The organism is Lewinella sp. IMCC34183, from assembly GCF_003390915.1.
Taxonomy (GTDB): domain Bacteria; phylum Bacteroidota; class Bacteroidia; order Chitinophagales; family Saprospiraceae; genus Neolewinella.
In genome coordinates this window covers 90,214-116,323 of the sequence record NZ_QMEM01000011.1, presented here as the reverse complement: position 1 = coordinate 116,323, position 26,110 = coordinate 90,214, and the positions used below count along the sequence as shown (strand labels likewise).

Here is a 26,110-nt window from a genome sequence, read left to right as displayed (position 1 = left end):
TCGGGCCCGAGGCCCTCAACCCGATATACCCCGGGTGGAGGGCCTCCAGGCCCGATGCCTACGCGAGCGCAGCGAGTGGCAGCGTGTTTGCGGGTATTTCCGGTGGCGCAGCAACGTAACTTCCTGCTTGGGTAGCGCTCGGGCCTGAGGCCCTCAACCCAATATACCCCGGGCGGAGGGCCTCCAGGCCCGAAGCCCACGCGAGCGCAGCGAGTGGCAGCGTGTTTGCGGGTATTCCCGGTGGCGCAGCAACGTAACTTCCTGCTTGGGTAGCGATCGGGCCCGAGGCCCTCAACCCGATATACCCCGGGTGGAGGGCCTCCAGGCCCGATGCCTACGCGAGCGCAGCGAGTGGCAGCGTGTTTGCGGGTATTTCCGGTGGCGCAGCAACGTAACTTCCTGCTTGGGTAGCGCTCGGGCCTGAGGCCCTCAACCCAATATACCCCGGGCGGAGGGCCTCCAGGCCCGAAGCCCACGCGAGCGCAGCGAGTGGCAGCGTGTTTGCGGGTATTCCCGGTGGCGCAGCAACGTAACTTCCTGCTTGGGTAGCGATCGGGCCCGAGGCCCTCAACCCGATATACCCGGGTGGAGGGCCTCCAGGCCCGATGCCCATGCGAGCGGAGCGAGTGGCAGCGTGTTTGCGGGTATTTCCGGTGGCGCAGCAACGTAACTTCCTGCTTGGGTAGCGCTCGGGCCCGAGGCCCTCAACCCGATATACCCCGGGCGGAGGGCGTCCAGGCCCGATGCCCACGCGAGCGCAGCGAGCGGTCAATGAACAGCGAGCAACTGTTGGACGTGGAAGTCTTCAGACCCACTGAACTAGGGCCGAATATCCTACGTCCAAAATCATTTCCCCTTACCCAGGCGCAACAACTGGATACGGCTGATCATCATGTCGATCGACAGCTTCAGGGTCTTGATCAGCTCGCTGTCTTCGCGGTAGTCGGCGGGGGCCAGGTTGTGGACACGCCGGCCGCGGCTCATGTCCTCGTAATTCTCCCACTCACCGTCGTCGTCGGGGTCGATGGCGATGCCCACACCGCCGCCCTCCTCGACGATCTGGAAGGCGGACATGTCGCTGTTGCCGTCGCCTACGTAGATGACCTGCGCCATCGGTACGTAGTTGTTCTGCGGATCGTGGTCTATGTAGGTATTTTCGAGTTCGCTGGCCTTGTCGAGGTCGAGGCCCTCGACCAGTTGCTTGATGTAATGCACCTTGTCAACGTGGCTGATGACCCGGCGGGCGCAGAGGATGCGGCCTTCCCGGTCGAACTCGTACTCCCCGCCGTATACCCGGTCAAACTGCTTCCCGATCACGGAACTCTCGGGGATGGTCTTGAAGCCGGCGGTCAGCAAAACGAACTCCAGATCCACGCCTTCGTCTTTCTCCTTGGCGTAGTCCTTCAGGCAGTCGACCATCTTGTCGGCACCGGGGAAGAGGGGATATTCCCGCCCGAGTTCCTCCATCGACTTTCGGTTGACCGGACTATCCTCCCGGTGGCTGTACTCCCGCAGCAGGTCCGCCTTGGCGAGCGGAGATTGCCAGTATTCCTGTTCCCGCTTTGCGGCGCGGGCGCTAAAGTCCTCATAGGACAGACCGAGGTGCTCCAGGTAGGTCTTGTTCGTATTCGGGCCGAGGGTATCGTCGAAGTCGAAGATCAGCACGATACGCTCGCGCAGCAGGCGGGTGGCGGAAGTGGACATACCCTTCAGATCAGCTTACGTGCACGGTTTGTTCATCGGTGGAGTACCACGCGGCTGTAGACCCGGCCTGACCGATCCGTCAAGCGGAGGATATATGATCCGGGGGCCAGCCGGAGGCTACCGAGCGCCAACTCGATGGGCACCGTCCCGCCGACGTAGGTTTGTGGGGGCCACTCCCGCAGCATCCGGCCGTCGGGAGCGAACAACTGGGGGGTGATGGTCGCAGCGACTCCCGGCGCGTCCCCTGCCGGAAAATGCACGTTGAGCCGGTCGGTAAAGGGGGACGGGTAAACGGAAAGGCCGGAGGTCGCTTTCACCGGTTCCTCTTCTTCCGAATAGGTCTGGTACGTTACGGCAATGGCGCGCCCGAGGGTATACTCGACACGACCGGCTACCACCGTGACGGATTCGAGTTCGTTGGTGGCGGGGGAGAGCACGTACCGCTTCGGCGTTTCCGGCTCGCCCGCGTCTTGCTCGAGCACCGGAACTTCCAACGGCTCGTAACCCAGGTAGCTCAGGACAACGCGCTGACCCACGGATGGTGAGATCCGGAAGTTGCCATCCAGGTCAGCGACCGTGCCGGTTTCGGTCCCGGCAACCCGTACCGTGGTGCCGATCAGGGGAACACCTTCCGCGTCGGTTACGGTCCCGACCAGGTTTCTTGCCGTACTTGCCGGTGGAGCGATGTCGGGGCTTACCGGCAGGCATAAGGCGGGAGCGGGAGGCAATGAATCGACGGCTGGAGCACCCGGTGCGGCCTGCCCGGCGAGCCCGCCCCCCAATAGCAGCCCCGCACCCGCGGCCACCGCCCGCCACCCCGTACGGGGAGCGACGTAGGCGCGGATGGGGCGGTCGAGCTGGTCCCGCCGAAACCGGCCGCAGAGATTTCCGCCCGCGGAGGTGACGAGCTGGTGAATCTCCCGGTCGGTCATCCAGCTGAAGTCGGTTACCTGCTTGTCGCAGCTCGCGCAGTGTCGACGATTATCGCCGACCGGGGTCATTCGGTGCCAATCCGCGTGGCAAGGTTCGGGGACGGAGATGCGTAGGGGAGTGTAAGCCATGGCGCGTATTTAAGGGGTGGATGCGCCGGTTGTCCGGATTACATACGCGGGGCTGAACTTTGCTCGATTCGGATCACTCTCCCGGTAGCGGCGGCGGCGGGACTTCGTAACCTGCCACCGTACCGGTCATCATCATCTCCACCGGGCGCTCCACGGGCGCTTGCCGCCACTCGACTCCGGTACCATAAAATCCGGTATCCCCCTGCCGGATGGTGTACCACCGATCCTGGTGGCCGAAGCTGTAAATCAGCAAGCGCTGGCCGCTCTCGGCAAAGAAGGAGAAGCGTCCGTCCTGGTCCGTATGGAGGGTATAGTCAGTTCCCTGGACGATGAGTTCCGCTCCGACTATGGCCTCCCCCTCCGTGTCTAGTATCCGGCCCCGGAATACCCCGGAGCTGACGCCCGATTCCCGTGCGTGAGTGATGCCCAGCGAAGAGAGGCCCGACTGTACCACCTCGATGCCCGGTAGCGGGGGCAGGGCGTGCGCGAGAAAGGTGGCACCGGCTCCGACGAACAGTCCACCGGCAGCCAGCAAGCCTTTCCATTTCGGGGCGGGCGGGACGTATTCCCGCAGGGGGCGGTCCAGCTGGCTTTGGCGGAAGCGACCGCAGATACCGTCCGGCGAATCTTTGATCAGCCGGACGATCTCCCGGTCGGTAAGTTGGCTGAAGTCGGTGACTTGCTTTTGGCAGGAGGAGCAGAACCGGCAGCCGCTTTCTGCCGGCCGCATTTCCTGCCAGTCTTCGGAGCAGGGGGCGGCAATGTGGAGCGAGAGGGGGGTGTAGGCCATCGGTAGCGGTTTATCCGTCAGATGCCGAAATCCGGTGAAAGGCACACCGATTGCCGGGGAAATCCTTTCGTCGACTGTCGGTCCTCGGTCATCGATGGAAGTTGCGAGCCGCCGCTCCACGCCCTACTATGAGGTTGTAACAAAACCAATCGTCATGGGATTCGGAGGAGCCGCCGCGGCTGCCAACGCCGCCATCAAACGCAATGCCGCCCTCAGGGGAGGACGGAAATTCCTTAATGCCGCGAAGCGGTCCGGCACGGGGAACCGGGCCGGGCTGGAGCAAACGGCCAGCGACGCCGTGCGCAAGCGGTTCAATGCGGAGTTGCGGGCATCCGTGTCTCGCGACCGTACCTTGCTGACTACCGCTTACGTGCTGATAGCGATAGTGATGGCGAGTACGCTACTGTGGCGGTTCCTGTAGTTTCGTCACGGCGCTTACTGCGGGTGGCACTGGCCACCATCGCGCGCGAACTGCGGAAAGGCGGCGGCGATTCTGTTGCAAACCCGCTCCGCGGCCTGCCCAAACCGATTTCCTTCAGCGATGCCTTCAATGCGTGGGTACCCCGGCGGTTCGACCCGCCCGCCGGGGTGTTCTACTACGTCAACGATGAACTGGGAGCCGACGTCGAAGCGCTCTTTAGGGAGGTGCGCCCGGTCGATCGCATCGACGACCCTTACGCGCGGGAATTCGGGACCACCATATACCGCTGCAGCCGGCATCGCCGTCCCTTTCAATCCTTCTGGGATGAAGTGCTGGCCCGGGATCCCTCACCCTATTGATGTCCGCGCCGGTGTACTTTTGGCCGCCCCGCCACAATAATCCGCCCGGTCCGGCGGTCTATGGCAGTCTACCCCAAAATGTCACTATGAACGTCTTTCGTCTTTTCCTTTTCACCCTGCTCTTCGGCCTCTTTTCCACCACCGCATCGGCCCAGGCGTACACCGAGTCCGTCGGCATTCGCGGCGCCTACCCCAGCGCCATCAGCTACAAGGGCTTCATCAATCCTACCGATGCCGTTGAGCTCTACGTCGGCTGGCGCGGCTGGCGACGCTACGGGGCCGTCAGTCTCAACGGAGCCTACCAGCGGCACCAGGACCTGCCCGAGGTAGACAACCTATACTGGTACTACGGTGCCGGCGCGGGTGTGCAGTTCTGGAGCTACGACGATTACGACCGGGGTTCGGCTACCCTGAGTCTCTCCGGCTATCTGGGGCTGGAATACGTGTTTCCCGATACCCCCATCACCCTTGGCCTCGACTGGCGGCCGACGATTTACCTCGGCACCCAGCGGGCGGAGAGTTTCCACAATTTCAGTGGGTTTTCCGGCGGGTTGGCTGTCCGGTATATTCTGCCCTAAAAGTTTAAAGTAGTGGGTAACCTATGTGGCCGGCGGGCCATAAACAGGCAACATACACACCCACTATGAACACACTTCGCTATTCCCTCTTTATCTTCTTTATCCTCGGGTCGCTGGCCGCTGCGGCGCAGGAGTACTCCTCCGCCGCCGGCCTGCGCCTGGGCTATCCCCTCTCGCTGAGTTACAAGACCTTTGTCTCCGAAACCGCGGCCATTGAAGCCTACGCCGGCTTCCGTGGATACAGCGGGGCCAGCTGGATAAGCATCAACGCTGCCTACCAGATCCACGCGGACATTTCCGACGTCGAAGGACTGCAGTATTACTACGGCGGTGGGGTAGGGGCCCAGTTCTGGACCTTCGACTTCGTAGAAAGCAGCAACACGACCTTCAGTCTGGCCGGCTACGTGGGCCTGCAGTACACCTTCCCCGATACCCCGATCTCGGTGAGCCTGGACTGGGTGCCGACCTACTTTATCGGCAGTTCCAACTATTATTCCTACAGCTCCTTCGGCGGCGGCTACGGCGGCCTCGGAGTACGCTACGTGCTGGGTCGCAACTAAACAAAGGCGGCGGCGGCTACGCCGTCGGCCAGCGGCAGTCCCGCTCGGGTGAGCCGGCAGCGGTCGCCCGCAGGGGTCAGTTCAAGCCGGCCGGCCGTCAGGTCGGCACGCGTCTCCCGCACAAAGTGGCGCAGCATACTGGAGCCGAACCGGCTTTCCAGTTCTGACAGGTCCACCCCTTCCCGGCGGCGCAGGGCGGTCATTACGTACTCGTTGTACCGGTCGTCGCGGCTCAGGTGTTCCTCTTCGTAGAGTAGGTCCAGCGCCGTAGCGAAGCCTCCTCCGTCGGTGATGTCTTCCCACGCCCGGGCGTAGCGTGCGTTGTTACTGACGTTCCAGCGCCTACGGAAGTGCCCATCGAAGCTGTGCGCGCCCGGGCCCACGCCGAGGTAGGGCTGCCCCGTCCAGTAGCCGCTGTTGTGCCGGCTCCGGTAGCCGGGCACCGCGAAGTTGGAGATCTCGTACTGCTCGAAACCGGCCGCTTCCAGGTGGTCGATCAGCAGGGCGAACTGCCGGGCAAACTTTCCGTCGTCGGTGTCGGGCACGGCCCCCGTAGCTACCCGGTGGCCCAGGGCCGTCTTCGGTTCCACAGTCAGGGCGTAGGAGGCAATGTGGCGCACGCTGAGGTCGGTGGCGATGCGGAGGTTTTCGCGCCAGGTGGCATCGCTGGTCGTCTGTCCGCCGTAGATGAGGTCGATACTCAGGTTGTCGAATCCCGCGGCGCGTACCTTCTCGACGGCCGAGCGGGCCTCGCGGGCGTTATGGGCCCGGTGCATGAACCGGAGGTCTTCCTCGTCAAAACTTTGGATGCCGATACTCAGCCGGTTCACGGGGCTGTCGGCCAGCATGGCTACGGTTTCCGCGTCCAGGTCGTCCGGGTTGGCCTCCAGGGTGATTTCGGTGTCCGGCGCGCCGTTCCAGTAGCCGTGGTCCTGCAGGGCCCGGAAAAAGGCTTCGAGCTCCCCGCCCGAAAGTAACGAGGGCGTACCCCCACCGAAGTAGATGGTCGGTACGGACCCGGCCGGCAGTTCTTCCCGCCGTACCGCCAGCTCGCGCAGCATGCCCCCCAATACCCCTTCCTTACCCTTCAGGTTGGTGCTGAAGTGGAAGTTGCAGTAGCTGCAGGCCTGCTTGCAGAAGGGGATGTGGAGGTAGAGCAAGAGTAGGATTTACGGTTTAGCAGGTACCATTTTGCGGCTTACTTGCTGCGGTTGTGGGGGAGGAGATGTAAAATTTACAATTTGCGGCTCTGCTCGCTGCGCTCGTGGGGTGGGAGATGTACGATTTACTAAGTACCATATACCAAGTACCATTTGCGGCTTTGCTCGCTGCGCTCGGGGGGTGGAAGATGTACGATTTAAAATTTAAAATTTACCATTTGCGGCTTTGCTCGCTGCGCTCGGCGGGGTGGGAGATGTACGATTTACCAAGTACCATCTACTAAGTACCATTTGCGGCTTTGCTCGCTGCGCTCGGGGGGTAGGAGATGTACGATTTACCAAGTACCATCTACCAAGTACCATTTGGCGGCTCAGCTCGCTAGGCGTAGCGCCGTGGCGGGGCCGCGGGTGCGGCGGCCACACTTGAACGTGGGCCGATCCGGCTACCCAATGCAGCAAGGCCAAGCTACAGGCCTGCCCCAGGCGGCAGACGAGCGAAGCGAGCAGAGCCGCAAATTGTAAATGGTACTTGGTAAATCGTAAATTGTAAATTTCCTCCCTACCGGCCCTTGGGGCGCCGCCGCTTGCCGCCCCGGGCCATCATCTGGTGGCCTTCCTTGCCCATGCGCTGGGCGGCCTTTACCTGGCCGGACTGCCGCAGGGCGGTGTCGAGCATGTCGATCTGCTCGGTGATCTGGGGCAGTTTGACGTTCGTTTCCTTGGCGGCCTTGAGGTACTTCTTGGCGGCACCGAAGTTGCGGCGGTTGGCCTCGATCTGGGCGAGCTGCAGTTTGAGCATGGCCTTCTCATTGGCGGTGGGTACGTCGATGCTGTCGGCCTGCTTCAGCCAGCCTTCGGCGGCATTGAGGTCCTTGCGGCTGAGGGCGATGGTGCCGCGCATCATGTAGTAGAAGGCGCGGTTGGCGCTGTAGAGCCACTCGGGCTTGAGGGTCAGGTTGAGGAGCTTTTCGCCGCGGTCGAAGTCCTGCACCTGCACGGCCTTGGCCGCGGGGCCGACGGTACCGAGGAAGATGTAGCCCAGCAGCAGGATGATGCCGGCCAGCAGGAAGGGGAAGCCGTACCAGAACCCGAAGGAGATCCACAGGGCGATGCCCCCGATGAGGCCGGCGGCGATCAGCGCGAAGCGGATGTAGGGTGGTATGATAAACATGGCTGAATTAAATTTACACGGCACCTGCGCACCGCCGCCCGGCTATTGCAGGGAGGCTTCGTACTGACGTTGCGCGCTCTTGGCGACGAAGATTGAAATTTCGTAAAGAGTGTACAGCGGTACCGCGATCAGGATCTGGGTGACTACGTCGGGGGGCGTCAGCAGGGCCGACAGGATGAGGATACCGATGATACTATGGCGACGGTACTGCCGCATGGCCTCGGCGGTAATCAGTCCGAACTTCGCCAGGAAGTAGACCAGCACGGGCAGCTCGAAAATGAGGGCGGCGGGCAGCGTGAACATGATCATGTAGCTGATCACGGAGTCCATCTTGGGTTGGTTGACCGTACCACCCACCTCGAAGCCCATCAGGAAGTTGGTACCGAAGGGGGCCACGACGAAGAAGCCAAAGCTGACACCAAGAAAGAACAGGAAGGAACAGATGACGATCACCCACCGCGTGGCCTTCTGTTCGGCCGGGTAGAGGCCGGGCCGCACGAACGACCAGATCTCGTAGAAGACGTACGGAAAGGCGAGGACAAAGCCCCCGATGAAGGCCATCTTCACGGCCGTAATAAACTGCTCACCGAATTCGGTAGCCTGCACCAGTACCTGGGGCGGATGAAAGCAAAGCGTACCGCCGGTACCCAGGTAATCGGACAGCCGGCAGAACATCCGGTAGCTCAGGAAATCCTCGCGCAGCGGGCCGTAAAGAATGTACGTAAAGTAGAAATCGTTGAAGATGAAGAGCAGGATACCCGTCACGCAAATCGCGACGAGGGCACGCATGATGTGCCAGCGCAATTCCTCGAGGTGGTCGATGAAGGACATTTCCTTCTCCACTTCGGGAACGGGCTTGCCGGCCTCGTCGTACTTCCAAGTATCTACGTCCTGTTGATCCAGTGGCATGGCGCGAAGGTACTACCTAGTCTAGTTTAGAGCAGAAATTCCCCTACGGCCTCTTCACTGTATTCCCAAAGGCGTCGGGCGAGTTGCGCATTGCAGGCCGTGGGCGAGGGCTTGATCAGGCACTGCGAGGGGTTGAAGTAGCGGCCCGAGACTTCCTGCACTTCCGGGCTGCTGGCCAGGTATACGCTCGTATCGGCGCCCCGCCGCGGGGAGCGGGCGAAGGGCTTGTAGAGCGACCAGATGGTTTTTGTCAGCAGCTTGCCCTTCTTGTTGGCCAGGGAAGTCCCCACCACGCCGGGGTGGAGGCAGTTGGTGGTAAGCTCGGTCCCGTGGCGGCGGTTGAGCTCCTTGGTGAATAGCACGTTGGCCAGTTTGCTCTGGGCGTAGGCGGCGCTGCCGTCGTAGGCCTTCGCGCCCCGCTCGCCGCGCAGGTTGCCGAAGTCGATGCCCCCATTGGCGTGCATGGCGCTGGCCACGTTGATGACGCGGCTACAGAGGCTGGCGCACTGCATGGCGGGCAGGAGGTTGAGGGTCAGCAGGAAGTGCCCGAGGTGGTTGACGCCGAACTGCAACTCGTAGCCGTCGCGGGTGCGTTCCAGCGATTCGCAGTAGACTCCGGCGTTGTTGATGAGCACGTCCAGGCGGGGGTAATCCGCCAGGAAAAGCTCCGAGGCGGACCGTACGCTCCGCAGGTCCGCCAGGTCGAGGGGCAGGGTATCTATCTTCTCGTTGCCGGTGGTCTTGACCAGCCAGTCGGCCGTACGCTGGGCGTTCGTCTCGTCCCGGCAGGCGAGCACCAGGTGGGCCCCCTTCCGTGCCAGGCGCTCGGCCGTAGCCTTACCGATGCCGTCGTTGGCGCCCGTGATGAGTACAGTTTTGTTTTGCATAGCCTCTGGCAGAGGTAACGCGCAGGACCACGGGGCGGTTGTTGGTGAGCTCCGGGTCGGCACGGCGCTTTACCTTTAGGGCGTGCTAGAGACACACGACCTCACTTACCGCTACCCGGGCGCGGCGCTTAGCTTCCGATTTCCGGACCTGCAAGTCGCGGCCGGCGACCGGGCCCTGCTGCTCGGCCCCAGCGGTGCCGGCAAGTCTACCTGGCTGCACCTGCTGGCCGGCGTACTCACGCCCGCCGGCGGGCGTACCCGGCTGGACGGTACGGACTACTCCGCCCTCCGCGGTGCGGCGCTCGACCGCTTCCGGGGGAGGAACATCGGGCTGGTGTTCCAGCGCGCCTACTTCCTGGAGGCACTCACGGTAACCGAAAACCTGGCCCTGGCCCGCCGGACCGCCGGCCTGCCGCCCGACACCCGCCTGCTGCGTACCACCCTCGAGGGGCTGGGCATCGACCGGTACGCCGACCAGCGGCCCGGCCGCCTCAGCGTGGGCGAGCAGCAACGGGTCACCATCGCGCGCGCCCTCGTGAACCGGCCCAAGCTCATTCTGGCAGACGAGCCCACCAGCGCCCTCGACAACCGCAACGCCAGCCGGGTAAGCGCGCTGCTGCGTAGCCGCGCCGCCGAGCTCGGCGCCGTGCTGGTAGTGGTGACCCACGACGAACGGCTGCGCGGGGACTTTCCCCGGGTCGTCGAACTTTCCGAACCCGCCCCAGCCAACTGATCGCCCATGTCCCTCTTCACCCTGGCCTGGCGCAACCTCCTCTACCGCCCCTGGACGACCGCCCTTAGCGTACTGCTCGCCGCCCTTGGTGCGGGCCTCATCAGTATTATCCTGCTCCTGAACTGGCAACTGGAGCAACAATTTGACCGCAACCTGGCCGGCATCGACCTGGTGGTGGGGGCCAAGGGCAGCCCGCTCCAGCTTATGATGTCGAGCATGTACCACATCAGTTCGCCCACCGGAAACGTGCCACTGGCTGGCGTGCTCCCCTTCCTCAATCCCGAGCATCCCTACATAGAATTGGGCGTGCCCCTTTCTCTCGGCGATTCCTACCGGGGGCGGCGCATCGTGGGTACCCGACCCACCTTCCTCGACCTGTACGACGCAAGTCTGGCGGAGGGTGATATGTGGTCCAGCGTCATGGACGTAGTAGCCGGAGCAACGGCCGCCCGCGAACTTGCCCTCGAGGTAGGGGACACCTTTCGGAGCAGTCACGGGCTTATCGAGGACGATGATCTCACCCACCGCGACGCGCCGGCCTTTCGGGTGATGGGTATCCTGGCCCCCACCGGGACCGTTGCCGACCTGGTGCTGCTCACCCCCACCGAAAGCCTGTGGGCGGTGCACGACGTCCATGGCCACGACGATCACGATCACGACGGCGAACACCGCGATGGCGAACACTACAACGTCCGTGGCCCGCTCAGTGAGTACACCGACCGGTCAATCACGTCGGTACTGCTCAAATTTCGCGGCACCAGCGTCGCAGGCTTGAACATGCAGCGGAGCATCAATGAGAACACGGAGATGCAGGCCGTAACGCCGAGCATTCAGCTGGCCGAGCTATACGCGACCGTAGGCCAGGGTGAGGAGGTGCTGCGGCAACTGGGCTACGTGGTCGTGGGAGTAAGCATCCTCAGCATCTTTATCGGGCTGTACGGATCACTCGACCGCCGGCGGGGAGAGCTCGCTCTGCTCCGCAGCCTCGGGGCGGCCCCGGGCAAGCTGTTCGGCCTGCTGTTGCTGGAGGGTACCCTCACGGCGGTGGCCGGTGCGCTGGCGGGCCTGCTTGTCAGTCACCTCGGTTTGGTATTCATCGCCCGCTACTTCTCGGAGGCGTACCGCTACGATTTTCGTGCGCTGGTCTTCTTGCCGGAAGAGGGCTGGTTGCTGGTAGCCGCCGTAGTGGTCGGGGCACTGGCCGCGGCGGTACCGGCCTTCCGCGCCGCGCGGACCGACGTACACCGTACCCTGGCGGGATAAAAAAAAGGAGCGGGAGGCTTGCGCCTCCCCACTCCCTGATGATACTGTAAGCTTTTGTCGTCCGGCCGGGGGCCGGAAGCGGGTCAGATGGCCCACGCCTTACCGCCGGTCAATTCCTGCAGGTCGCCACAGGGAATGTACTCGCCGGGGACGGGATCGTAAGCGAGCACCTCCGTACCGATCGGTTCGCTGTTGAACCAGGCACCTACGATCTGCGACTTGAGGTCGAAGTACACGGCGCGGGCTGAGGCCTCCACCTCGGGGATTGTATCCCAGTCGGTGTCGGGGTCCTTGTAGTGCATATCCTGGTCCTGGAGGTAGATCAGGGCCTGGTCGTTCTCCAGTCCGGTGAAGCTCGGGTTGTCGGCATCCTCGCCGTCCATGCGCTTCATCAGCTCCTGGAGGCCGTCGCGGAAGTTTTCGCGCGCTTCTTCGCCGTACACCTGACCGACCATCTTGTCTACCATCTCGGGTACGCCCACGTCGAGGGCCCCGGGGGTATCGGTGGTGGGGATCATCGTATCGGACAGCCGCGAGATGAATTCGTACTCCTTTTCGTTGAAGAAGTCGGGGGTGTAGACGGCTTCGCCCGCCGCGACGGCTTCGTCGCGTTTGCAGCCGGCCAGCAGGGCCGAGGCCACCGGGGCGCTCACGGCCATGCCGGTGATGTAGGCGGTATACCGCAGTAATTCTCTTCTTTTCATCGTCCTAGATGTTCATCTTTTTGAGTTCGTTGACCGCATGGTCCGCGGCGCGGGCCGTAAACGCCATGTAGGTCAGGGAGGGGTTCACGCAGGCAGCGGAGGTCATGAAGGCACCGTCGGTCATGTAGACGTTCGGGGCGGCCCACAGGCGGTTGTGCTTATCGACCACGCTGTTGCTGGGGCTGCTGCCCATGCGGGCCATGCCCATCTCGTGGATACCGAGGCCGGGGTAGGAGTGCGCATTGTAGGTCTGCACGTCCTTGAGTCCGGCGGCCTCGAGCATCTCGGCGGCGTCGTTCATCATGTCGTCGACCATGGCGTACTCGTTCTCGCCCCACTTCGCGTTGAAGGTGAGGGTAGGCAGTCCATCCTTGTCCAGGACGTCGCGGTTGAGGGTCATCCGGTTGTTGGTGTCGGGGAGGGTTTCGGCGAAGGCGGTGAGGCCCATATTCCACTTACCGGGACGGGTGAGCGCGTCCTTCAGGTCCGGTCCGATCTTCACGTTCATCTCGCGGACCAGGTGGCCCCAGCCGCCGCGTCCGGCACCGCCCTGGTATCCGAAGCCGCGCAGGTAATCTTTCTTGCTGTTGCGGTCGCCGAGATTCTGGTAACGGGGGATATAAACCCCGTTTGGCTTGCGGCCTTTCTCGATCTTGTCGCCGAAATCGTCGGTGACTCCGTTGGCGCCCACCCGGAAGTGGTGGTCCATGACGTTGCCGCCGAGTTCGCCGCTGGTGTCGAGCGTCACGCCTTCCTCGTGCTCGGTATTCATCACGATGTAGGAGCTCGGGATAGCCGATGCGCAGAGGAAAATGACCTTGGCGTAGGCCTCGTGGTCCTCGCCGGTCTCGGTGTCGCGGAAGCGTACACCCCGGGCGCGCTTGTTTTCCTTGTCGTAGATGAGACTATAGACCGAGCTGTTGGGGCGCAGGGTCATGTTGTTGGTCCCGCGGGCCACGGGCAGCGTCGAAGACAGGCTGCAGAAGTAGCCGCCGTACGGACAGCCGCGAATACAGCGGTTACGGAACTGGCACTGCCCGCGGGTGCCCAGGTGAACGCTGGGGTCGTAGGCCGTCAGGTGGGCTACGCGACCGGCGGTGACCACCCGGCCGCCCATGTTCTCGGCCACGCCTTTGCGTACTTGGTCCTCCACGCAGTTGAGGGGCATCATGGGCAGGAAGTTGCCGTCCGGCAGCTGGGACAGCCCCAGCTTCTCGCCGCTGATGCCCGCGAAGGTCTCGACGTAGGTATACCAGGGGTCGATCTCGTCGTAACCGACGGGCCACGGGGTGGCGATTCCGTCCCGGGCGTTGGCCTGGAAATCCAGGTCGCTCCAGCGGTAGCTGTGGCGGCCCCACATGATGGAGCGGCCGCCGACGTGGTAGCCGCGCATCCAGTCGAAGCGCTCGGTTTCACTGTAGGGGTGCTCGTCGTCCTTGACGAACCAGTGCTTGCTCTGTGGTTTGACGGTATAGCCGGTACGGTTCTGCTTCTGGTAGTGCTCCTTGATTTCCTCGGCCGGCACGTTGTTCTGGAGTTCGAGGTCCCAGGTGTCGAGGTTGGCCGTGGGGTAATCGCCGTGCTGGACCATGCGGCCCTTTTCCAGTACCAGTGTCTTGAGCCCCTTTTCGGTCAGCTCCTTCGTGGCCCAGCCACCGCTGATGCCGGTGCCAACTACGATAGCGTCGTAGGTGACTTCCTCATCACCCTGCGAATTGAATTTCATATGATCGATTTATCTGCGCCCCACGAACAAGGGGGGTCGCAAATTAACAATTTTGTTTTGGCATTGGATACGGCAGGGGGATATTTTCCCCGTCATGGGCCGGACGAACCAAACGTATAACCGCGGCGGGGCGCGGGTGCAGTGCCGGAAGCGGGGCGGGTCCTTACAGGCCCAGGAACTCCCACCATTTTCGTCGGACCTGTGGTGCCGCCGTGGGCGCCGGGGCGGGCAGGGGATGGAAGTGACGGTGCATCGATTTCTGCAACCGCTGCACCGTAGTGGCCGCCAACTGGGGGGCGGCGGGTTTCCGGTCCAACACGCGGGGATCGAGGGGGCGGTAAGCGTCTACGTCGTAGTAGTGCAGTACCTCGCCGGTACGCAGGGAGTCCTGCTCGCCCCGATTGCTCCAGACGAGCAGCTGGTCCACCGGCAGGCGGAAGCGAGTCGCTACCTGGCGGGCGGTGGAATCACCGGCTTCCACGATCACGTCGTAGCGGGCGTAGTACTGGTCGGGGTTCGTCTCGCCCCGGCCCGCAAGCGGGTGGGTCCAGGGCAGGTGAATGGTTTCCTCGGCTACGTCACGGGGGAAGCGCTGCAGGTAGTCCTTCATGGCCGGCATTACCCGCTTAGGGAGCATGAGGGAGTGGCCCCCGCGCAGACCGGGTAGGTAGCCACGGGTATACTGTGGGTTCATCTCCAACACTACCTCGGGGCGCAGGCCGGTGACCTGGGCGACCTGGAAGAGGCTCATCTTGCGGTACACCGTCACCCACTCTACGAGTTGCTGGTCGAGGGGCAGTACCGTGGCGGGCAGGCCGTAGTGGTGGTGGTAATTCATGAGGAAAACGGCAGCAATGAAGCTGGGAACGTACTGCCGGGTTTCGCGGGGGAGGAAGCGGCGCAACTTCCAGTAGTTGCGGCTGCCGGAACGGCGGATCGCCCGGTTGACATTGCCGGGGCCGGAGTTGTAGGCCGCTAATGCCAGGGCCCAGTCGCCGTACCGCTCGTGCTGGATCCGGAGGTAGTCGAGACCGGCCGCGCAGCCGAGGGAAGGGTCGAGCCGCTCGTCGAGCTCGTCGGTGACGATGAGGCCCAGCTCGCGGGCGGTTTCCGGCATCAGCTGCCAGAGGCCGGCGGCGCCTACCGGGCTCACGGCCCAGGACCGCAGCGCACTCTCTACGATGCTAAGGTGCTTCAGGTCGGTCGGCAGGCCCGCCGCGCGGATTTCCTCTTCGAAAATAGGGTAGAAGCGGGCCGATCGGCCGAGCATGCGCCCGCTGGAGATCGGCCAGTGCTGTATATAGTTAACGATCCTGCGGTACACCGCGTCGTCCATTCGGTAATCCAGCAGGGACTGGTCGAAAGCGGCCAGGCGCGCTTCGACCTCTTCGCGCGTAAGCTCCATGATGGCGGTCGCCTGCTGCTCTGCCGCAGAGCGGGAGGTGGCGGCTGCCAGACCGGGAAGGAGCAGCAAACAGAAGAAAAGTGCGCGGTAGGGGTTCAACAAGGAAGCGTAGTAAGGAGTAAAGCGGACAGGTTGTCCAAAGATACGGAATTTTGGTCAGCCGGGTTCTGCGGGAAACAGCCACCGGATCGCCTGTGGAAACTCCCGCCCCCAGCGCGCCTCATTGTGTTGCCCCAGGGGGTCCACGGCCAGACGAATCTCGAGCTGGGAGGCGTCGGTCTGTTCCAGCAGTTGTCGTTTAAAACGTTCCATATTCGGTACCATTGTGGCACTCTCCGCTTCTCCGCCGTAGAGGTACATGCGGCCGTGGTATTGCCGGGTGAGCTTCATCACGTTGAAGGGGATGTCGGGGGTCACCCACAAGCTGGGGCTGAAGACCATCAGCTTGCGGTAGGTCTCGGGGTACATGATACCGGCGTAGATGCTGATCAGCCCCCCGAGCGAGCTGCCCCCGATGCCCGTATGTACGGGTTCCGGCCGGGTGCGGAAGTGGCCATCGATATAGGGCTTGAGCCGCTCGGCCAGGAAGCGCACGTACTGCCGTCCCTCGCCACGGCCCAGTCGCGTCTTGAAGGAGGGCGTGAACTCGCTCACCCGCTTGGTGTCGGCGTGGTCGATCGCAATGACGATAAGGTCGCCGTAGCCCTCTTCGGCCAAGTGGGCCAGCCGCTTGTCCACCCCCCAGCTGCCGTAGGGAGCATAGTCGTCGAATAGGTTTTGTCCGTCCTGCAGGTAGAGGACCGGATAGCGTTTGTCGGTAGCGTAGTAGTCGTGCGGCAGCAGGGCCGCCACCCGCCGGGTACGTATGAGCTCGGGAATCTCGAAGTGCTCGTGGATCACCTCGACGTGCGGCAGGAGCTCCGGCCGGTACTCCAGCCCGGGACTCGCCCAGTGCTCCACGCGGTCGGGAACCAGCCAGTGCTCGCGTACGAAGCGGGTATGGTTGAGGGCGCTCGCCTCATGGGGGCCGAGCTCCACCGATTCCCAGCCGCCGCGGGTGTACTTGTACTCCACCCGCCCGTCCTCCTCGGCGAACTGAAACGTATACCGGTAGGTGCCCGGGCGGTCACCGGCTTCCATGCGGTAGGCCTCGTCGCGGGCGTGCCAGTCGTTAAAGGTGCCGGCTACGTATACGGGGCGCTCGTCGTCGGTAGTGGTGATCAGTTTGAGGGTACGCTGGGGCATGGCGGTCGGGTGGCTGGCAAAGTTAGCTACTACCGGCGCTTCCGGCGCTCGGCCAGTTCGCGCCAGGTGACAAGTCGTATGTTTTGCTCCGCAAGCAGTTCGGTAAATGATTCGCCGGTCACGAAATCGTAGTCATCCTGCCGCCACGCATTACCGTAGGCCACCGTGCCCGCGGCCATGGCACCGCTCTCCGCGCCGTCCACCGCGGTGTGGATAATGAGCAGGTTGATGCCGGGCGGTAATTCGGTCAGTACCTTGCGGTAATAGTTCGACAGTCCGCCGGCGTGGTCGGCGGGCTCGGCCATGAACAGGCGGTCGATGAGCAGGTCCTCCCCGGTAGTGAGCTCCAGCAGGCCCGGTGCAAGCCGCTGCAGATCTTCCTGGGGCAGCATGGTCGGGATGTTATAGGCCCGGCCGGTTTCCAGGTAGGTGGTGAAGAAAGCCGGGGTAGCCATCAGGCAACCCATATGGGTGTCCAGGTGGGTGGGGATGATGCCCAGTTTGCGGGCCCGCTCGATCTGGGCGATGAGCTCGGTCCGTACCTCCTCCGGGTCGGCATTTTGGGCTACGGCGGCGCAGTTGTCCGGGAGGTAGCCCGCGGAATCTACCAGGCTGGGTACCCGTCCCGCTCCCGCTACGGGACCCCACTTGAGGTCAGGCCACTCGCTGGTGAGGGTGAGGTGCATACCCAGGTCGGCGCTGGGGTTTTCCCGCGCAAAGCGGGCTACCTCGGGCAGCCAGGCGGTGTTGGCCATGACGCTGGCGCTGCTAATGCTGCCCCGGCGCAGTCCGGCGAAACTTGCGGTGTTGGTGGCGTGGGTGACCCCCAGATCGTCGGCGTGTACGATCAGCAATTTCTCGTCGGGACCGTAGCCGAGCCGCTCCGCCGGTGTTTGTGAGGCAAGGCAAGCGGCGGCGAGCAGCAGGCTCAGGCAGAGGCAGGTACGCATGGGGCGGGGTGATTTTCGCGAAAGTTAAGCTTCCTGCCACCCAACATCGGATGTCCACGACATCCGATGTACATTTTTTTACATATCTGATAATCAGTTGTTTAGCTAGTGCCGGCATTGGTGATCCACCTAAAAGGGCGGCGAAATGACCCATATTGACCCGTTCCACATCCGATGTGCGGGGTAGCAGCGCGGCCCTATTTTGCGAACCATGTACGCCAAACGTTTACTTACCCGCCCCGGCACCTGCGCCCTCGCCCTTCTGCTGCTGCTCGGTTGTGGTGCCCCCGATCTTCCGCGAAAATTTGCGCTACCCGACCGACTAAACGAGGCCTCGGGCCTGGTGATCGAAGCCGGACAAATGATCTGGCATAACGACAGCGGCGACGGCCCCTTCATCTATACCACGGATATGGCGGGCGAGTTGCTGTCCGTCGATACGCTCGACGCCCGCGCGGTGGACTACGAGGATATCTGCGCCGACGAGGAAGGGCTGCTCTACGTCGGCGACTTCGGCAACAACCGCGGACGCAGGAAGGACGTGGCCATCTACCGCTACAACCGCGAGACCGGGCATACCGACTCACTCACCTTTACCTATCCGGGGCAGGACGGCGGCGGCATCACTACCCCCGGCAACTACAACTGCGAGGCGATGGTCGTGGCCGACGGTTCTCTCCACCTATTTACGAAGGACGTACTTCTCGACGAGCGGCCCTTCTATATCCACCACTTCCGCCTGCCCGCCAGGCCGGGAACCTACGTCGCCGAACACGTCGACAGCCTCTACCTGCCCCGGCGGGTGATCACGGGGGCGGCGTTGGACCGGGAGCGGCGGGAACTGTACCTGGTGGCCTATAATTTCCGCAACCTGCTCGGCTTCCTGCCCAGTGGGGCCGCCAGCCTGATTACGATTACCGACTACGAAGGCGACCACTTCCTCGGCGGTAGGGTGAAGCGTAAAAATCTGGCCTGGGCCGTACCCACCCAGCACGAAGCCATCGCGATCTACGACGACGATTACCTCTACATCGCGGCCGAGGCTACCCGCGTCCGCCGGCACGCGATCGCCCGACGGATACGGCGGTGATCATTCCCACTGCCGGCTGCCGATATGATAGTATATAAGGTAGCGGCTGCCGGCGTTGGCCACGCGGGGCCAGCCGTCACGGCCCAGTCTCCGGGCCTCCGCGGCAGTCGCTTTCTCCAGCCTCAGGAGATCGTTACGGTAGAGATAGAGTCCCCCGTAGTAGGTGGAGCTATCCAGGCGATAACGGGTAGGGGAGAGGCGGGCGAAGCGCGCAGTATCGGCCAGGGCTTCCAGGTCCGGCTCGTTGACGAGGTAGGCCAGGGTGCCGCGCCGGTAGACGACGGCCCAGTCATAAGCGGCTACGGCCAGGTCAAGCGGCAGGGGATACGGCGACTGCCCGTTCAAGTAGGCGTCGACGATGGCGGAGTCGAAAATGGAATTTTCGGTTTCCCAGCGGTCGAGGTCACCGGTATTGTAGGCCATCAGGACCGCCCGGTCGACCGGGGGTACGCCCTGGGTGCCTCGGTCGCGGTACTGGTGCAGACGGACGGTACAGCTCAGCGCCTTGCCGGAGAGTCGTCCCAGTTCACCCAGGAAGGCAAAGTACGCCGCCCGGGTGGCGGCCGTCCAGTCGCAGTCGATCTGCAGTTCGGCATAGGGAAAGGGGAAACGGCGCTCCAGTAACCGCAGCACGTCGGCGGCCAGGCCCGCGTGCGGGTGCGCGAACACCTCGTTGGTAAGGAAGACCACCGGGACACCCTCGACGGGCAACCCGGCACGGTCCGTTTCGAGGAGGGCGGAGGGAGTAGGCCGCCCGTCGGCGTAGCTGACGTCGAAGACCTTGATGTACAGCCGGTGCACCTGCCGCGCCCGCAGGAGGCTGTCGGGCAGCCGCAACTGCGTTTCCCAGTGGTAGACGGCAGTTTCCGGGGGCGGGGCCGGCAGATCGGCTTGGCAGCCGGCCAGAAAGACGGCCGTGAATAACCCTACCCACCGGGCGAATCCGTTGGGGCCCCGCCGCCTCAAATGGAGTGGATCCGGGCCAGCAGGGTGTCGGTAAAGACGGTGGCCCCGCGGGCGTTGAGGTGATCTACGTCGTAGTAGTTTGATTCCGGCAAGTCGATCGAGGAAAAATTCAGGTACGGCACGGAGCGTTGGGCAAGCTTGTTGGTCAGTTTTCTTTCTACGCCGGCAAAGTACGCGGGAATCCGCGAACGGTAATTCTCGTGCTCCGGCGTGCGGACGAAGTACAGCTGCACGTCGTATTCCGCACAGAGGTTGATGATCGAGTCGAGGTAGGAAAACATGGTAGGAGATTCGTGGGATACCTGGCCGTGGTCGTAGAAGTGCTTGGCGATGGTCACACCGGGGTCGAGGGTGCGGGTGCCGTACTTGTTTTCGAACGTGCCGATGTAGGCGTGGTGGTGGGTGCTGGGCAGCAGGACCATTTCCTCAAAGAGGGTGCGCGAGAGGTTCTTGTAGTCGACGGAGAAGTTGCTGGCCAACTCCCGGTAATTCAGGATCGAATGGAGCCGCCGGAAGTGTACGCTCTGCCGCGGGGATTCGAGGAAATTCACGTCGTTATACCCCGACACGTTATGCATCGCTAAGGTAGCGATGACGGTCTGCGGACGGACCATGGGGAGCAGCTTTTCCAGCTTCCAGAAGGTCGCGGCCAGGGGTTCGGAAGACTGGGCCACATTGTCCGCGCTGGAGAAGCGGGCGGGATCGATGCCGTAGCGGGCGTGGGAGTCGCCGACGATCAGCACACTGGATCTGTCCACCCGGCTGTCCTTGCCGTAGGAGACGCTGTACAGGTTGTAGCAGAAACAGAACGTGAAGTAGAGAAGGGCGACGGCGCCGAAGACGCCCACTTTGCGGATAAAGGTGTGCATAGGCTCAGAATTGAAAGTAAACGAAGGGCTGTTGGTTGTCGAAGAAGTACAGGATGAGGAAGAGCGTACCGTAATACAGCGCCTGCCGCGGTACCCAGGCGTAGCTTGCTTCCAGATTTTCCAGGGGGTGGCGCAGCTCGCGTCCCTGCCACTCAACGACGAGCAGCCCAAGAATGAAGCAGGAAACCAGGACGACGGTGCGCGGGCGGGTGAACTCCGGCAGGGTAAAGAGGCCGGGACTGAAAATTTCCCCAAGTATGGCCATGGCTTGCCCCACGTCGTCGGCGCGGAAAAAGATCCAGGCCAGCACCGTCAGCGTGAAGGTGCACGCCACACCGATGAGGTCCCGGGCGGTTACGGTACTGCCCCCCGCCCCGATGGTGCCCAGGTGCAGGCGGTTGGTACTGCGTATCAGCAGGGGCAGGAAGTAGAGCGCGTTGAGGAATCCCCAGATCACGAAGGTCCAGGCGGCACCGTGCCAGAAGCCGCTGACGAGGAAGATGATGAAGGTGTTGCGGATCGTCCGCAACTGCCCGCCCCGGCTGCCACCCAGGGGGATGTACAGGTAATCCTTGAACCAGGTGGAGAGCGAGATGTGCCACCGCCGCCAGAACTCACCAATGTTGCGGGAGAAGTAGGGGTAGGCGAAATTCTGCATGAGGTCGAAGCCGAACAGGCGGGCCGTACCGATGGCGATGTCGGAGTAGCCCGAGAAGTCGCCGTAGATCTGAAAAGCGAAGAATACGGCCCCCACCAGCAGGGTGCTCCCCCCGAGCTGGTCGGAGTGGCCGAAGATGTCGTTGACGATGATGGCGGAGTTGTCCGCGATCACCACTTTTTTAAAGAGTCCCCACAGGATCTGCCGGCACCCGTCCGTGGCCGCGGCCACATCGAAGGTGCGCCGCCGCAGGAACTGGGGCAGCAGGTGCGTAGCCCGTTCAATGGGGCCGGCCACGAGCTGGGGGAAGAAGCTGACGAAGGCGGCGAACGCGATGAAATCGGTGGTGGGTTGTATCCGGCCGCGGTAAACGTCGATGGTATAGCTCAGCGTCTGAAAGGTGTAGAAGCTGATGCCCACCGGCAGGATGATCTGAAGGGCCAGGCCGGAGGCCTCGTGACCGAAGAAGGTGAAGGCACGGACGAAGTTGTCGAGGAAGAAGTTGAAGTACTTGAAGTAGGCGAGCACCCCGAGATTGACGGCTATGCTGGCGCCCAGCAGCAACTTTCGGGTGCCGGCCTCGCGGGCCCGCCCGATCAGCCGCGCGAGGGTATAATCGACGACCGTACTCGTCAGGAGCAGGGAGAGGAAGCGCCAGTCCCACCACCCGTACGCGAAGTAGCTCGCCGCCACCACCAGGTAATTCTGTAACCGAAGGGAACGGTGACAGACAAACCAGTACAGCAGAAAAACGAGGGGGAGGAAAAAGCCGAATTCAACGGAGTTGAAAAGCATTTGCTCGTATGGGTTGTCGGTTTGCAATGATGTGCTTCCCCTATGGGTGTGGGGAGGGGTTTCAATGCATGTCGACGAAATCCATGGAGCGACCGGAGCCGGCTACGGAATGCAAAGTACGTCGGAGAGCCAACTACTGGCGACCGATTCCGTGAAAAATTTACTCGGATGTGCGCTGAGCACCCCCCTTACAGGAGTACTTCGTCCCCCAATTCCGGCATCAGGACCGCTTCGAAGCCGGCCCGCTCGAGGCTCTCGCTGAAGGGGATCATCCGGTCCGTGGTACCGTGAACCAGGAACAGCTTCCGGCACGTGTCCTGCTGTCCATTGAGGAAGTTGATCAGTTCCGAGCGATCGGCGTGGGCGCTGAAGGAATCCATCACTACCACGTCTGCCTTCAGTTCGTGGTACTCCCCGTAGAGCTTCATGCCCTCTACGCCGTCGCGGACCTTGCCGCCGGGGGTGCCCGGGGCGCAATAGCCGACGATGAAGATGGTATTCTGGGGATTGTCCATCGTATTGGCGAGGTGGTGCTTGCTGCGGCCGGCGTTCATCATGCCGCTGGCGCTGATGATGATGGCGGGCCCGTCGAGGTAGTTGAGGGCCTTGCTTTCTTCCACGCTCTGGGTGTAGGTCAGGTTTTTGAAGCCAAAAGGGTCATCGTCCTCGAGCAGGTATTCCTGCAGGTCCAGGTCGTAACATTCGGGGTGGGCACCGAAGACGGTGGTGGCATCCACGGCCAGCGGACTGTCGACGAAGACCGGGATCTTCGGAAGTTTTCCGCTGCTCTCCAGCTGGTCGAGCATATAGACGATCTCCTGGGTGCGGCCCACGCTGAAGGCGGGGATGAGCAGTTTGCCCCGCTTGCGTACGCAGGTGTCGCGGATCACCTGCAGGAAGCGTTCCATTTCGTTGGGTGGAGACTCGTGCTCCCGGTCGCCGTAGGTGGATTCCGAAATGACGTAGTCACAGTCGGGCATCCGGTGTGGGTCACGCAGGATGGGTCGGTCGGGGCGGCCGACGTCGCCGGTAAAGCCGACGGTCGTAGTGTTGCCGTCCTCCCGCTGGATGCGCAACGTCACGCTGGCGCTGCCCAGGATGTGGCCCGCGTCGCGGAACTGTACCTCCACGCCGGGGCGCACCGTTTGCCACTGCCCGTAGGGGAGGCCCACGAAGCGTTCCATGGCGGGCTTCACGTCGGGGCGGCGGTACAGGGGGTCGCGGCTTTCTTCTCCGCCGTGTTTCCGGTTGAAGTATTCGGCATCCTTCTCCTGAATGAAGGCGGAGTCGAGTAGCAGGATGGCACAGAGGCTGCGGGTGGCGTGGGTGCTGTAGATCTTGCCGCGGAAGCCGTCGCGGACCAACTTGGGGATGCGTCCGCTGTGGTCGATGTGGGCGTGGGAGAGGATGAGGGTGTCGATCTCCGCGGGGTCGAAGCGCCAGTTCTCGTTAAAGTGTTCCATGTCGGCGTTGCGTCCCTGGTAAAGTCCGCAGTCGAGCAAGATCTTGTAGCCGTCGTCCAGCGTAAGCAGGTGGGCCGACCCGGTGACTTCCCGGGCGGCTCCGCAGAATGTTAGCGTCATGCGGTCAAGGTAGCAAGGATTGCCGGAGTGACGGGCTACAGGTGGCGGGGGCGCAGGTGCCTGGGTTCTTGGGAAAAGTTGGCCTCCCCGGCTTGCACATCGGATGTGCACCCCTCCGATTCGTTGCCGCCGGGAAGTTTGAACGGCTCTCCGGCGGCGTGCGGACTGCACATCGGATGTCCGGCACATCCGATGTGCCGAAACGCGAAGGCCCATATTTACTGGATTTGGGAAATTAAAGCACTTAACGGAATCAAATTTTTCACGAAATTTCCGTCCTCTAGCACGAAACCACATCGGATGTGCACCACATCCGATGTGCGGGGGGGTCAGGCCGCTCCGGCGGGGCGCTCGTCCAGGAAGCGGGGCTCCCATTCGGGGCGGGGGAGCATGCAGGCCTCCTGTTTGCCGAACCAGGCGTAGCGGTTGTCGCTGATTATCTCGTACACGAGGTTACGCAGTTCCTGGGGGACGAGCCCCAGCCCATAGAGATATGACCACGCACCGCCCATAAGTTTAAGCGTACGCAGTACGGCGTTACTCTGGGTGTAGACCTGTCCGTTGTGGTAAAGCACTACGGTGTTCAGGGCATCGGGATCGATGCCGAAGGGGGGCAGCAGCTCTTTCGCCACGTCGGACTGGAGACTGGCGAAGCGCAGTTCCCCCCGGTGGTCGTGCTTGAGGATAAACTGGATCGAACCGTTGCAAAGATTGCAGACGCCGTCGAAGAAGAGGATGGGATGAGAGGTGTCCATACGCCGCTAACAACGCGGCGGGCCTTCAGGTTAGCCAGGGGTAGCTAAGGTCACGCGCGGCCACAGTGTACTCCTGGCCTACCGCCGGCCATTCGATGCCGAAGGCGGGGTCGTCGTAGCGAAAGCCGTCCTCCGCGGCCGGGGCGTAGAAATTATCGCACTTGTAGGCGAATACGGCGTGCTCGGACGTGACCAGATAGCCGTGGGCAAAGCCCCGCGGCACGAAGAGCTGCCGCTGGTTTTCACCGTTCAGGTACACGCCGTACCACTGGTAGCGGGTAGGAGAGTCCAGCCGGAGGTCGACGGCCACGTCGTATACCTCCCCCGATATGACGCGCACCAGCTTGGCCTGCGCATCGTCGCCGCGCTGCAGGTGAAGCCCCCGCAGTACGCCCCGCGAACTTGCTGCCTGGTTGTCCTGCACGAAGGTATTCGTGATTCCCGCCTCCCGGAAGGTCCGCTCATTGTAGGTTTCCATGAAGTACCCGCGCTCGTCTCCGAAAATGCGGGGTTCGAAAAGGAGCAGTCCTTCGATCGGAGTGGTTGAAAAATACATCAGCGCGGGTGAATAAAGTTAAGTGGGTCAACCATGAGGTCCTCCCGAATCGTTTCTACCGCAAAGGTAACTTTTACCTCCGGTCATAGCCATCCATTCATGCCGACCAGTAACTGGGAACTCGATTTTGCCTACCAGCGCGTACGCCACCTGATCCGGGATCGCTTCCGCCGCGACTCCCTGCCCGACCTCAATGCCCTGCTCTTCCTCATCGGCGTCCAGGAACTCGGTCGGTGGCAGGCCGATTTTTCCAAGGAGGAGAAGCAGGACCTTATGCACGTTGCCGTCTGCCGGCTGCTGTCCGAAGACGGCCACTACCGCTTCGTCGGCCGCGACGACGACGGCTGGCCCCACTACGAGCTGACCAGTAAAATACCACCCACCGACCTGAGCGGACAGGAAGAACTGCTACGGACAAAGATCGTTGCCTACTTCGATACCCTGGAGGAGGAAGAGGGGAGGTTGGATTAGCGGGTAGCATACAGCTAGTTGCGTGCGAGTGGCTATATGCCACAAGCTACCCGCTAACAACTATCTTCGCCCCATGCGTTACCTACTCCTGTTTCTCACCCTCAGCCTGTTGTCCTGCGGCTCCGGCAACGGTACCCGCGCCACCATCCAGACCAACCGCGGCGACATCGAGGTGCTCCTCTATAAGGATACCCCCCGCCACACCGATAACTTTATCCGGCTGGCCGAGGAAGGCTTCTACAACGGTACCCTGTTTCACCGCGTAGTGCCCGGTTTCATGGTACAGGGTGGAGATCCGGACAGTAAGGGCGCGCCCGCCGGAATGCCGCTGGGACGCGGCGGCCCCGGCTACGAACTCGAACCGGAGATCGGCGCGCCGCACCTGAAGGGAGCGCTGGCCGCCGCCCGAACCCCCAACCCCCAGAAGCTGAGCAGCGGATCGCAATTCTACATCGTCACCGGCGAGCTCTTTACCGACCAGCAACTCGACAACGTCGAACGGATCAAGAATATCAAGTACAGCGACGCCCAGCGGGAAGCCTACCGCACCGTCGGCGGCCGCCCCGACCTCGACCAGGACTATACAGTATTCGGAGAAGTCACGGCGGGAATGGACATCGTAGAGGGAATTGCGGAGGTAGACACCGACCCCGCCAACCGCCCGCTGGAGGACGTAGTGATCGAAAATGTCATTATCCGGTAGGTTTTCCTGCCCCGCGCGTACCCCGCACCTGCGTTCGC

General features: G+C 62.6%; 27 protein-coding genes. 9 read left to right on the top strand and 18 right to left on the bottom strand.

What is annotated here, in order from left to right; genetic code table 11:
• Positions 1-846: 846 nt before the first annotated feature.
• The 3 genes from DQG19_RS18975 to DQG19_RS18965 all read right to left on the bottom strand — a co-directional run bounded on the left by DQG19_RS18975 (position 847) and on the right by DQG19_RS18965 (position 3,555).
• Positions 847-1,704 (bottom strand): hypothetical protein, encoded by an 858-nt coding sequence (locus DQG19_RS18975; RefSeq protein WP_116127883.1) that lies wholly within the window; start codon positions 1,702-1,704, stop codon positions 847-849.
• A 32-nt stretch (positions 1,705-1,736) separates the two neighbouring features.
• Complete coding sequence (locus DQG19_RS18970; protein ID WP_116127882.1) at positions 1,737-2,765, bottom strand: carboxypeptidase-like regulatory domain-containing protein; 1,029 nt, start codon at positions 2,763-2,765, stop codon at positions 1,737-1,739.
• A gap of 73 nt (positions 2,766-2,838) precedes the next feature.
• On the bottom strand, positions 2,839-3,555 hold the full coding sequence (locus tag DQG19_RS18965; protein ID WP_116127881.1) for a carboxypeptidase-like regulatory domain-containing protein: 717 nt from the start codon (positions 3,553-3,555) through the stop codon (positions 2,839-2,841).
• Between the two features lie 154 nt (positions 3,556-3,709).
• Between DQG19_RS18965 and DQG19_RS18960 the strand changes: the two genes are divergently transcribed.
• The 4 genes from DQG19_RS18960 (at position 3,710) to DQG19_RS18945 (ending at position 5,473) form a co-directional block, all read left to right on the top strand.
• Complete coding sequence (locus DQG19_RS18960; RefSeq protein ID WP_157974608.1) at positions 3,710-3,976, top strand: hypothetical protein; 267 nt, start codon at positions 3,710-3,712, stop codon at positions 3,974-3,976.
• Between the two features lie 23 nt (positions 3,977-3,999).
• Positions 4,000-4,335 carry a hypothetical protein gene (locus tag DQG19_RS18955; RefSeq protein ID WP_116127879.1) on the top strand — a complete coding sequence of 112 codons (336 nt, stop codon included), beginning with the start codon at positions 4,000-4,002 and terminating at the stop codon, positions 4,333-4,335.
• 86 nt (positions 4,336-4,421) lie between these two features.
• The gene (locus DQG19_RS18950) at positions 4,422-4,913 is read left to right on the top strand and encodes a hypothetical protein (RefSeq protein WP_116127878.1); all 492 of its coding nucleotides are present in this window, start codon (positions 4,422-4,424) and stop codon (positions 4,911-4,913) included.
• Positions 4,914-4,978: 65 nt separating this feature from the next.
• Positions 4,979-5,473 (top strand): hypothetical protein, encoded by a 495-nt coding sequence (locus DQG19_RS18945; RefSeq protein WP_116127877.1) that lies wholly within the window; start codon positions 4,979-4,981, stop codon positions 5,471-5,473.
• Here the strand turns inward: DQG19_RS18945 and hemW are convergent.
• The 4 genes from hemW to DQG19_RS18920 form a co-directional block, all read right to left on the bottom strand.
• Positions 5,470-6,633 carry a radical SAM family heme chaperone HemW gene (hemW, locus tag DQG19_RS18940; RefSeq protein ID WP_232826554.1) on the bottom strand — a complete coding sequence of 388 codons (1,164 nt, stop codon included), beginning with the start codon at positions 6,631-6,633 and terminating at the stop codon, positions 5,470-5,472. The two genes, DQG19_RS18945 and hemW, sit on opposite strands and share 4 nt — an antisense overlap.
• 559 nt (positions 6,634-7,192) lie before the next feature.
• The gene (locus tag DQG19_RS18930) at positions 7,193-7,804 is read right to left on the bottom strand and encodes a hypothetical protein (protein WP_116127874.1); all 612 of its coding nucleotides are present in this window, start codon (positions 7,802-7,804) and stop codon (positions 7,193-7,195) included.
• Between the two features lie 42 nt (positions 7,805-7,846).
• Positions 7,847-8,713: a twin-arginine translocase subunit TatC gene (gene tatC, locus DQG19_RS18925; RefSeq protein WP_116127873.1), complete on the bottom strand. Its 867-nt coding sequence runs from the start codon at positions 8,711-8,713 to the stop codon at positions 7,847-7,849.
• A gap of 26 nt (positions 8,714-8,739) precedes the next feature.
• Positions 8,740-9,600: an SDR family oxidoreductase gene (locus DQG19_RS18920; protein WP_116127872.1), complete on the bottom strand. Its 861-nt coding sequence runs from the start codon at positions 9,598-9,600 to the stop codon at positions 8,740-8,742.
• An 82-nt stretch (positions 9,601-9,682) separates the two neighbouring features.
• Here DQG19_RS18920 and DQG19_RS18915 point away from each other — a divergent pair, with 82 nt between their 5' ends.
• Both DQG19_RS18915 and DQG19_RS18910 read left to right on the top strand, forming a co-directional pair.
• Entirely contained in the window at positions 9,683-10,333 is a 651-nt protein-coding gene (locus tag DQG19_RS18915) for an ABC transporter ATP-binding protein (RefSeq protein ID WP_116127871.1), read from the top strand.
• A gap of 6 nt (positions 10,334-10,339) precedes the next feature.
• Positions 10,340-11,596, top strand: coding sequence for an FtsX-like permease family protein (locus tag DQG19_RS18910; RefSeq protein WP_116127870.1), 1,257 nt, complete (start codon positions 10,340-10,342; stop codon positions 11,594-11,596).
• Between the two features lie 83 nt (positions 11,597-11,679).
• Here DQG19_RS18910 and DQG19_RS18905 read toward each other — a convergent pair whose 3' ends face one another.
• The 5 genes from DQG19_RS18905 to DQG19_RS18885 all read right to left on the bottom strand — a co-directional run bounded on the left by DQG19_RS18905 (position 11,680) and on the right by DQG19_RS18885 (position 17,626).
• Positions 11,680-12,300, bottom strand: a complete 621-nt coding sequence (locus tag DQG19_RS18905; protein WP_116127869.1) for a gluconate 2-dehydrogenase subunit 3 family protein — start codon at positions 12,298-12,300, stop codon at positions 11,680-11,682.
• Between the two features lie 4 nt (positions 12,301-12,304).
• The gene (locus DQG19_RS18900) at positions 12,305-14,026 is read right to left on the bottom strand and encodes a GMC oxidoreductase (RefSeq protein WP_116127868.1); all 1,722 of its coding nucleotides are present in this window, start codon (positions 14,024-14,026) and stop codon (positions 12,305-12,307) included.
• A gap of 163 nt (positions 14,027-14,189) precedes the next feature.
• Positions 14,190-15,530: a lytic transglycosylase domain-containing protein gene (locus DQG19_RS18895; RefSeq protein ID WP_116127867.1), complete on the bottom strand. Its 1,341-nt coding sequence runs from the start codon at positions 15,528-15,530 to the stop codon at positions 14,190-14,192.
• 57 nt (positions 15,531-15,587) lie between these two features.
• Positions 15,588-16,676, bottom strand: a complete 1,089-nt coding sequence (locus DQG19_RS18890; protein WP_116127866.1) for an alpha/beta hydrolase — start codon at positions 16,674-16,676, stop codon at positions 15,588-15,590.
• Between the two features lie 29 nt (positions 16,677-16,705).
• Entirely contained in the window at positions 16,706-17,626 is a 921-nt protein-coding gene (locus DQG19_RS18885) for a polysaccharide deacetylase family protein (RefSeq protein ID WP_116127865.1), read from the bottom strand.
• A 211-nt stretch (positions 17,627-17,837) separates the two neighbouring features.
• On the opposite strand from DQG19_RS18885, the gene DQG19_RS18880 reads away from it, so the two are divergent.
• Entirely contained in the window at positions 17,838-18,716 is an 879-nt protein-coding gene (locus tag DQG19_RS18880) for a hypothetical protein (protein ID WP_116127864.1), read from the top strand.
• Here the strand turns inward: DQG19_RS18880 and DQG19_RS18875 are convergent, their stop codons facing one another.
• The 6 genes from DQG19_RS18875 to rfbC all read right to left on the bottom strand — a co-directional run bounded on the left by DQG19_RS18875 (position 18,717) and on the right by rfbC (position 24,898).
• A complete protein-coding gene (locus DQG19_RS18875) occupies positions 18,717-19,682 on the bottom strand; it encodes a hypothetical protein (RefSeq protein WP_116127863.1) in 966 nt (321 codons plus the stop codon).
• The gene (locus DQG19_RS18870) at positions 19,679-20,551 is read right to left on the bottom strand and encodes a hypothetical protein (protein ID WP_116127862.1); all 873 of its coding nucleotides are present in this window, start codon (positions 20,549-20,551) and stop codon (positions 19,679-19,681) included. Before DQG19_RS18870 ends, DQG19_RS18875 begins: the two co-directional genes overlap by 4 nt.
• A 4-nt stretch (positions 20,552-20,555) precedes the next feature.
• The gene (locus DQG19_RS18865; RefSeq protein ID WP_116127861.1) at positions 20,556-22,004 is read right to left on the bottom strand and encodes an MBOAT family O-acyltransferase; all 1,449 of its coding nucleotides are present in this window, start codon (positions 22,002-22,004) and stop codon (positions 20,556-20,558) included.
• A 188-nt stretch (positions 22,005-22,192) separates the two neighbouring features.
• Positions 22,193-23,587 carry an MBL fold metallo-hydrolase RNA specificity domain-containing protein gene (locus DQG19_RS18860; RefSeq protein WP_116127860.1) on the bottom strand — a complete coding sequence of 465 codons (1,395 nt, stop codon included), beginning with the start codon at positions 23,585-23,587 and terminating at the stop codon, positions 22,193-22,195.
• Between the two features lie 329 nt (positions 23,588-23,916).
• Positions 23,917-24,342, bottom strand: a complete 426-nt coding sequence (locus DQG19_RS18855; protein WP_116127859.1) for a thiol-disulfide oxidoreductase DCC family protein — start codon at positions 24,340-24,342, stop codon at positions 23,917-23,919.
• Between the two features lie 25 nt (positions 24,343-24,367).
• Positions 24,368-24,898, bottom strand: a complete 531-nt coding sequence (rfbC, locus tag DQG19_RS18850; RefSeq protein ID WP_116127858.1) for a dTDP-4-dehydrorhamnose 3,5-epimerase — start codon at positions 24,896-24,898, stop codon at positions 24,368-24,370.
• Between the two features lie 99 nt (positions 24,899-24,997).
• Between rfbC and DQG19_RS18845 the strand changes: the two genes are divergently transcribed.
• Together DQG19_RS18845 and DQG19_RS18840 are read left to right on the top strand one after the other, a co-directional pair.
• Positions 24,998-25,369, top strand: coding sequence for a hypothetical protein (locus tag DQG19_RS18845; RefSeq protein ID WP_116127857.1), 372 nt, complete (start codon positions 24,998-25,000; stop codon positions 25,367-25,369).
• Between the two features lie 73 nt (positions 25,370-25,442).
• On the top strand, positions 25,443-26,072 hold the full coding sequence (locus DQG19_RS18840) for a peptidylprolyl isomerase (RefSeq protein WP_116127856.1): 630 nt from the start codon (positions 25,443-25,445) through the stop codon (positions 26,070-26,072).
• Positions 26,073-26,110 lie beyond the last annotated feature (38 nt).

What these genes read in the sequence shown, in the direction of transcription:
- DQG19_RS18975 (WP_116127883.1), bottom strand. Translation starts at nt 1,704, where the DNA reads ATGTCCACTTCCGCCACCCGCCTGCTGCGCGAGCGTATCGTGCTGATC.
- DQG19_RS18970 (WP_116127882.1), bottom strand. Translation starts at nt 2,765, where the DNA reads ATGGCTTACACTCCCCTACGCATCTCCGTCCCCGAACCTTGCCACGCG.
- DQG19_RS18965 (WP_116127881.1), bottom strand. Translation starts at nt 3,555, where the DNA reads ATGGCCTACACCCCCCTCTCGCTCCACATTGCCGCCCCCTGCTCCGAA.
- DQG19_RS18960 (WP_157974608.1), top strand. Translation starts at nt 3,710, where the DNA reads ATGGGATTCGGAGGAGCCGCCGCGGCTGCCAACGCCGCCATCAAACGC.
- DQG19_RS18950 (WP_116127878.1), top strand. Translation starts at nt 4,422, where the DNA reads ATGAACGTCTTTCGTCTTTTCCTTTTCACCCTGCTCTTCGGCCTCTTT.
- DQG19_RS18945 (WP_116127877.1), top strand. Translation starts at nt 4,979, where the DNA reads ATGAACACACTTCGCTATTCCCTCTTTATCTTCTTTATCCTCGGGTCG.
- DQG19_RS18930 (WP_116127874.1), bottom strand. Translation starts at nt 7,804, where the DNA reads ATGTTTATCATACCACCCTACATCCGCTTCGCGCTGATCGCCGCCGGC.
- tatC (WP_116127873.1), bottom strand. Translation starts at nt 8,713, where the DNA reads ATGCCACTGGATCAACAGGACGTAGATACTTGGAAGTACGACGAGGCC.
- DQG19_RS18920 (WP_116127872.1), bottom strand. Translation starts at nt 9,600, where the DNA reads ATGCAAAACAAAACTGTACTCATCACGGGCGCCAACGACGGCATCGGT.
- DQG19_RS18910 (WP_116127870.1), top strand. Translation starts at nt 10,340, where the DNA reads ATGTCCCTCTTCACCCTGGCCTGGCGCAACCTCCTCTACCGCCCCTGG.
- DQG19_RS18905 (WP_116127869.1), bottom strand. Translation starts at nt 12,300, where the DNA reads ATGAAAAGAAGAGAATTACTGCGGTATACCGCCTACATCACCGGCATG.
- DQG19_RS18900 (WP_116127868.1), bottom strand. Translation starts at nt 14,026, where the DNA reads ATGAAATTCAATTCGCAGGGTGATGAGGAAGTCACCTACGACGCTATC.
- DQG19_RS18890 (WP_116127866.1), bottom strand. Translation starts at nt 16,676, where the DNA reads ATGCCCCAGCGTACCCTCAAACTGATCACCACTACCGACGACGAGCGC.
- DQG19_RS18885 (WP_116127865.1), bottom strand. Translation starts at nt 17,626, where the DNA reads ATGCGTACCTGCCTCTGCCTGAGCCTGCTGCTCGCCGCCGCTTGCCTT.
- DQG19_RS18880 (WP_116127864.1), top strand. Translation starts at nt 17,838, where the DNA reads ATGTACGCCAAACGTTTACTTACCCGCCCCGGCACCTGCGCCCTCGCC.
- DQG19_RS18870 (WP_116127862.1), bottom strand. Translation starts at nt 20,551, where the DNA reads ATGCACACCTTTATCCGCAAAGTGGGCGTCTTCGGCGCCGTCGCCCTT.
- DQG19_RS18865 (WP_116127861.1), bottom strand. Translation starts at nt 22,004, where the DNA reads ATGCTTTTCAACTCCGTTGAATTCGGCTTTTTCCTCCCCCTCGTTTTT.
- DQG19_RS18860 (WP_116127860.1), bottom strand. Translation starts at nt 23,587, where the DNA reads ATGACGCTAACATTCTGCGGAGCCGCCCGGGAAGTCACCGGGTCGGCC.
- DQG19_RS18855 (WP_116127859.1), bottom strand. Translation starts at nt 24,342, where the DNA reads ATGGACACCTCTCATCCCATCCTCTTCTTCGACGGCGTCTGCAATCTT.
- rfbC (WP_116127858.1), bottom strand. Translation starts at nt 24,898, where the DNA reads ATGTATTTTTCAACCACTCCGATCGAAGGACTGCTCCTTTTCGAACCC.
- DQG19_RS18845 (WP_116127857.1), top strand. Translation starts at nt 24,998, where the DNA reads ATGCCGACCAGTAACTGGGAACTCGATTTTGCCTACCAGCGCGTACGC.
- DQG19_RS18840 (WP_116127856.1), top strand. Translation starts at nt 25,443, where the DNA reads ATGCGTTACCTACTCCTGTTTCTCACCCTCAGCCTGTTGTCCTGCGGC.